5 protein-coding genes are annotated in these 6563 nt (G+C 38.6%); all 5 read left to right on the top strand.

Annotated elements, in window-relative coordinates; translation table 11 throughout:
* On the top strand, positions 1-3444 hold a 3444-nt coding region (locus PHV30_11645), incomplete at its 5' end, for a hypothetical protein (protein ID MDD5457667.1).
* Positions 3445-3524: 80 nt separating this feature from the next.
* Positions 3525-4097, top strand: coding sequence for a hypothetical protein (locus PHV30_11650; protein MDD5457668.1), 573 nt, complete (start codon positions 3525-3527; stop codon positions 4095-4097).
* A gap of 79 nt (positions 4098-4176) precedes the next feature.
* Positions 4177-5382: a UDP-N-acetylglucosamine 2-epimerase (non-hydrolyzing) gene (gene wecB, locus PHV30_11655; protein ID MDD5457669.1), complete on the top strand. Its 1206-nt coding sequence runs from the start codon at positions 4177-4179 to the stop codon at positions 5380-5382.
* A gap of 81 nt (positions 5383-5463) precedes the next feature.
* Positions 5464-6312 (top strand): acetylglutamate kinase, encoded by an 849-nt coding sequence (gene argB / locus PHV30_11660; protein MDD5457670.1) that lies wholly within the window; start codon positions 5464-5466, stop codon positions 6310-6312.
* Positions 6313-6333: 21 nt separating this feature from the next.
* Positions 6334-6563: ornithine carbamoyltransferase (locus tag PHV30_11665; protein ID MDD5457671.1), on the top strand; the 230-nt coding region annotated here is incomplete at its 3' end.

Here is a 6563-nt window from a genome sequence, read left to right on the forward strand (position 1 = left end):
TTGCTTTCCAGTGAGGAACATTTAAAAAGAAATTTTTTCATGTTGAGAAAACTTTTATCCTGGAAAAATCTGGATTTAAATGAACTGCTGCCTTATCTGCAAAGATTTTGCAGGGAGGCAGGTCAAAATTTCATGTACACATTTATATCAGCTCTGAATGTCTGCGATGACAAAATTAAGCCAACCACTGATTTTGACTCGATTTACGAATACGCCAAAAATCTGCACCTGGTACTGGGAAGCGACAAATTGAGTACTCAGGCTAAAAATGGATTACTTGGAAAAATAGAAAAATTAGACTTTATGGGAGGAAAAGAGGAAATACGCGCCGACATCATATTATTAACAGATGTGGCAATAAGCCTGCACAATGCAAAACGTTACATGTCAGGTAACTCATTTGATAGTCTGAAAGGCCTGGTTTCCGATAACATCATTACTGAAGAAAATAAAAAAATATTTATAGAGAATTTAAAAAGCTTCCCTTCTTTTCCTTTGGAAATATCCCTTACATTGAGCTATAAAAAGACTGAAAACACAGAATTCATGGGAACATACCGGGACCTTGGTTATTTCTCTGCTGTTTCGGAAAAAGAACTTAAAAATTATTGCCAACAATTAAAAGAAATCATTAATATTTTTGAACAAAACAACAACAGGTCAGGTCATTTGCTGGACCTTCACCTGCATATAATGAAGAATCCTATCCTGAAAAATGTAGGAACTGATAAACTTGCCGAGCTTCATAAGGCGTTGTCACCTATCTACGCCACATTAAATAAATTAACACAATTAAATTTCGTCAACCAGATGTCCTGTTTATACAGATCTATCAAACAGACGAACAACTTTGACCAACTATTAAGTGATCTATTAAATTTTCGTGAGGCTTTGGGATTAGCGATGATCAACCTTGATAAATCCTGTTTTACCAGGGAGATGTCTCAGAATTTTGACCAAAAACAAAGTTCCGTACAGAATTTTCTACTACCCTGGATCAACGCTCTGATCAAACGAGACAGCAACGATCGCGGCAGTTACAATTATGACTGGAAAAGCTTATTAAAGCTGATAAGCCTGGCGAGTATAGCCGGAGAACTTGACCTGCTTAAATTCGATCCAGAATATACAGCGGATAAATTGAAAAAATTCTTCACACTAAAGGAATGGGAAACGATCAATAACTATTTACTGCAAAGACAAATGCACTGGCCTGCTGCTTCCTGGCCTGTAAAATATCTGAATAAAAAAACCGAATTAACCATTGATGTCAGTAACATCACCGACAATCTTAATAATATCTGGCATTCAGCGTTCGCCGGCGCTCTGGATGAATTCTCGCCAAAGTTCAGGGAACTGCTAAACAGGGCCCTGGCGCAAAAAAACAGCGCAGAAGGCTTGGAACAATTCCAGAAAGCCCTGTTGTTTTTTACATATCTGGCCAAAGAATTCAGCGGGATCATTAAATCTAATTCCCGGGATGAAATCAACAGCGTGCTTGCTAAAATTTTTGATCTGACCGCTGATTCAGACTTATTAAGCTTAAGCTTAAAAGATATCATTGGAAAAAAACTAGTCAACCCAAAGGATATTGAAGAAATTAAAACTTCATCAAAGCAGGCCTATGAAGAGGCAAGTTTTATTCAAAAACAGTATGCAGTGGCCATGTTCCTCACTAAGATATATGACCCACAATCGGGTGTGGAAAATAAAATAAAGGGTTATGTGGAAGAATTAAAAAAACTGATGCATGACTTCCAGTTCTTCGGTGATATACTGGACATCCCTAATATCAGCAGCTTTAAGGTTTTTAATGAGGCTATAACCAAACTGGGAAAAAATTATAAAAATAATAAAGAAGTGATGAAACTGGTTGAACAAGGTCAAAACCTTCTTGGCGAATTGAAGAGCTTCTTTGAATTCCTGAAACATACCGATAACCGGTTAAAAGGCTGTCTGAAAGCAATAAACGAAGAACAAGCTTATGACGGTTATATCAGCAAGATCAATACCCTGATAAAAACCGACGAACCCATGCGGAATTTGCAGGTAACTCATGAACTGAGCAGCGATCCCTATAAAATATTATCGGTACTGAGAGGAGAATGTCTGGATTTTGTAAAAGGTTCCAATACTGACAAACTGATCAGCATAATCTTGAATCCTACCTTTTTGGTCTCTTACTTTGAGGACCCCGACAAAAAAACTATCTTCAGCAATCTCATACTGCGTCTGGTAGAGCTGAATAAAAAGCAAACTGCGATCCTTGTGGATAAACAATACGGTTATTACGGCACTAACCTGTCCAGCTGGTGGAAAACACTGGAAGATGTTTTTGACATGGCCTCCGAGATGAATGTCCCGGTGATCATACCCCAAAAGTCCATACAAAAAATGAATCTGGGATTACCCGAGACCGCGCAATTATTAAAGGAAACGTTCCCTGCCATAAAAATAAAACAGGGGAATACGTCGCTTGTTTTTTTAGCCGATCTGCCTAATCACGGATATACTGATATTTCTGAGAATGCTCAGGACATGTTATTGATCTATCCGGGCAAACAAGAAACTACGATAGAAACCTCCGTAATATCAAATCCTAAAAAAACAGCCGAATTAATAGATAAAATCAGCGCTTTAAAAAGTACATCCACAAAATCTCAACTATTATATGCGCTAAAGAAACTTATCAATCTGTACAAAGCTCGCTTTCCCGGCCGAACCCTAAAAGTTACGGCAGGTCTGCTCTATAAGTTGGCAAACCCGGATATGGCTTTAGCACATGTAATGTATTCGGCGTTTCAATACCTGATGAACGCAAATGAACTTGGACAAGACTACGATAAAGATACCGATTGGTTCACTATAAGCAGCAGCTCTACTGAGGTCCAGGACTTTCTGGCAAAACAGTTAGGGCAGAATAAAACAATCCTGTCTTTGGGCTTGGGTAAAGGAGTTTTTGAAAAACAGCTGCCGACTGACGGACATAAAGTGTTCGGAATAGATCTGGCCCGGGGACTTTCCAAAGTTGCGTCAAATAACGGAATACAAGTAATAAAAGGTGACGCGCAAAAACTGCCTGAACTGATCGTGAAACACGACCTGCCTGAAAAATATGACCATATTTTATTTATGGAATCACTGGGAGATATGGATGTTCGACAGATGCTGCGAACCGCTGCCGGACATTTGCGGGGAAACGGCACAGTGGAAGTTCTTACCTACCTTCCTCTGCCTGATAATAATATCTCCGAAGCTTACGGCTATGAAAGATTTTTCAGCACAACTTTTCAAAAAATAGCCAATGAATCCGGATTAAAGCTGGATAAACGTTCGACCAGATTCTGGGAATATAACAATTTCAGAGGCACTATGGAACAAAAGAAAAAAGAATCGCGTGACGGCATAGCTTACTATCGTCTGCAAAAAACAGCAAATTCATAAAACTTATATTTATTCTGCAATTTATTATTTCTCCCTACGATAAAAATAATATTGTGAAATCTCGAAGGTAAGGAGCTTTGATGCTATTAAAAATAATTCCGCAAAAAGAACCAAGAGCATTCGTGTTACAAAAAGCGACACTTATGCTTGATTCCGGGATACCTAAATGGATGTTACCTGAAGAGACACAATGGGAGATCAGAAATCTGTTTGAAACCGATTGTTATTCCCAGGATTTATCAAAATTCAAACCCTCTGTATCGGAAGAAGATATAATCGGTTTGGAAGAAAAGGGAGTAGCGCAGGATATAATCAACGGATTACTGACACTTTTTAATACAGGGATTGCGGAAATGGAAATACCTGCGGGAATTTATACGATGAAAATTATGGGAATGGCGAATGAGCTTGGCTTCACTCAACTGGAGATCTGGGTAAGCGGTTTATACAACAGCCATATTTATGCATATTTTATCGACACTACAAATCCGGACAGAGATGTGGAAATAAAAATAGTAAACACTGTCGATTCATGTGATATTTTTAATTTCATGATACCGGGAACAGGAAAACTGGATTATGACGCTCTATACAAAACTACCGAGCAAATAAGAGGAGAGTTGGAACAAGCACTAAGAGCCAGAGGTTTATAGTCAATAACATATTACTCATTTACCCTTATACTCTTATACCCATTTACTCATTTACCCATCTACCCTTATACTATGTTAAATGAAAAAAGTTCTCGTTGTTTTCGGAACCCGGCCTGAAGCCATTAAAATGGCACCGGTCGTATTGGAACTGAAAAAACACCCAAAAAAAATTATTACTAAAGTCTGCGTCACTGCCCAACACAGGCAAATGCTGGACCAGGTGCTACAGATATTTGACATAAAACCCGACTTTGATCTGAATATTATGAAAAAGAACCAGGACCTTTACGATATTACTTCAAGGGTACTGCTGGAAATGAAAAAAGTACTGCAGCATTTTAAGCCTGATCTGGTTTTGGTGCACGGCGATACAACTACCACTTTGGCAACCACACTAGCTGCTTTCTATCAAAAAATTGCCGTCGGTCATGTGGAAGCGGGGCTGCGTACTTATAATCTGTTCTCTCCCTGGCCAGAAGAAGTTAACAGGCAGATAAGCGATCGCATATGCACTTATCACTTTGCTCCGACCGAACAAAATCTGAACAACCTGGCTAAAGAAAATATCCCCCTGAACAATATTCTGGTCACAGGGAATACGGTAATAGATGCCTTGCAGCTTATTACAAAAAAAATAAAAAATAATTCCAAGCTGGAAAAGGAACTGGAAAATACTATCAAGGATTATGGATATAATATTACAAAGCTCAGGGCTCAGGGCTCGGAGCTCGGTGCTCTGAAAAAATCAACTCAACGGCTCAACGATTCAACAACAAAACAACTAATACTAGTTACCGGCCATCGCCGCGAAAATTTCGGTGAAGGTTTTATAAATATCTGTGAAGCTTTAAAAACGATAGCGCTGAAGCATCCGGATATAGATATCGTTTATCCCGTGCACTTGAATCCCAATGTACGCAAACCTGTTTTCGAAATTTTAAAAAATATTAAAAATATTTATCTCATCGAACCGTTGGATTATCTGCCTTTTGTGTACCTTATGAACAAAGCCTGCCTGATCATAACAGACAGCGGAGGCATACAGGAAGAGGCTCCGGGCCTGGGCAAACCTGTACTGGTTATGCGCGATACCACCGAACGCCCGGAAGGAATTGCTGCCGGAACAGTCAGACTCGTGGGTACAAATAAAAATATGATTATTAAAGAAACGGGAAAACTCCTGTCCGACAGCAATGCTTATGAAAAAATGGCTAAAGCTCATAATCCTTATGGAGATGGAAAAGCCAGCCAAAGGATTACAAAATATATTTTAAAAAATATCTGAATTCCTGATACGATAGCATTATCGACCCCGCCCACTCATAATTAACTTGCGCTACTGCTGAAATTTATATAAAATAACTCCATGATAAATAAATATATAGAAAAAGCAAAAGTGCTTCTGGAGGCGCTTCCATATATTCAAAAATTTTCAGGTAAAACTGTAGTAATCAAATATGGCGGCAGTGCCATGGAAGATGAAAAGCTAAAGGAATCCGTTATTACCGATATTGTTTTATTGAAATATGTAGGCATAAACCCTGTAATTGTTCATGGCGGCGGTATTGAGATCACCGAATGGCTTAAAAAAGTAGGAATTGAAAGCAAATTTATTGACGGCCAGCGGGTCACTACCAAAGAATCCATGGAAGTCATAGAAATGGTACTGTCCGGCAAGATTAACAAATCTATTGTCAATTTAATAAACAGCGCCGGAGGCAAGGCAGTGGGCCTTTGCGGCAAAGATGCACAGCTCATTGAGGCTAAAAAATATACAGAACAGGATCTGGGTCTTGTCGGTGAAATAACTAATATAAATGCGGACATTATCAAAATTCTGGAGGAAAGCGGACACATACCAGTTATATCCTCAATAGGATTTGATAAACAAGGGAACAGTTACAACATCAATGCCGATTATGCCGCTACCGATATCGCTATCGCTCTGCAAGCCGAAAAACTGATAGTATTATCTAATGTTGATGGCATTCTGGATAAGGATAAAAACCTGATAAAACAATTAACTCAGGTTGAAATCAAACAAAAAATAAAAGATACAACAATCAGCGGCGGAATGATCCCAAAAGTAAATTCACTCTTGAAAGCAATCGAAAATGGTGTGCATAATGTGCATATCATCAGCGGTGTGATTGAACATTCGATCCTTCTGGAACTTTTTACCGACTACGGGATCGGCACAATGATTAAAAGTTAACTTAACAAAAGGTATTTTAATATGAAAAAAAGAGATTTTTTATCTTTAGTTGATCTATCCGCAAAAGAAATTAATTCCATTCTGGAATTATCGCAAAAGCTCAAAAAGGAAAAGAAAAACAAAAAAATACTGGAAGGCAAAGCGTTTGGCCTGATCTTTGAAAAACCCAGTACCCGAACATATGTTTCCTTTGATATAGCAATCAATGACCTGGGTGGGCACTCAGTTACGCTACCCGTAACATCACTTGG

The sequence above is a fragment of the Candidatus Margulisiibacteriota bacterium genome, assembly GCA_028715625.1.
GTDB lineage: Bacteria > Margulisbacteria > Riflemargulisbacteria > GWF2-35-9 > GWF2-35-9 > JAQURL01.

What these genes read in the sequence shown, in the direction of transcription:
- argB (MDD5457670.1), top strand. Translation starts at nt 5,464, where the DNA reads ATGATAAATAAATATATAGAAAAAGCAAAAGTGCTTCTGGAGGCGCTT.
- wecB (MDD5457669.1), top strand. Translation starts at nt 4,177, where the DNA reads ATGAAAAAAGTTCTCGTTGTTTTCGGAACCCGGCCTGAAGCCATTAAA.
- PHV30_11650 (MDD5457668.1), top strand. Translation starts at nt 3,525, where the DNA reads ATGCTATTAAAAATAATTCCGCAAAAAGAACCAAGAGCATTCGTGTTA.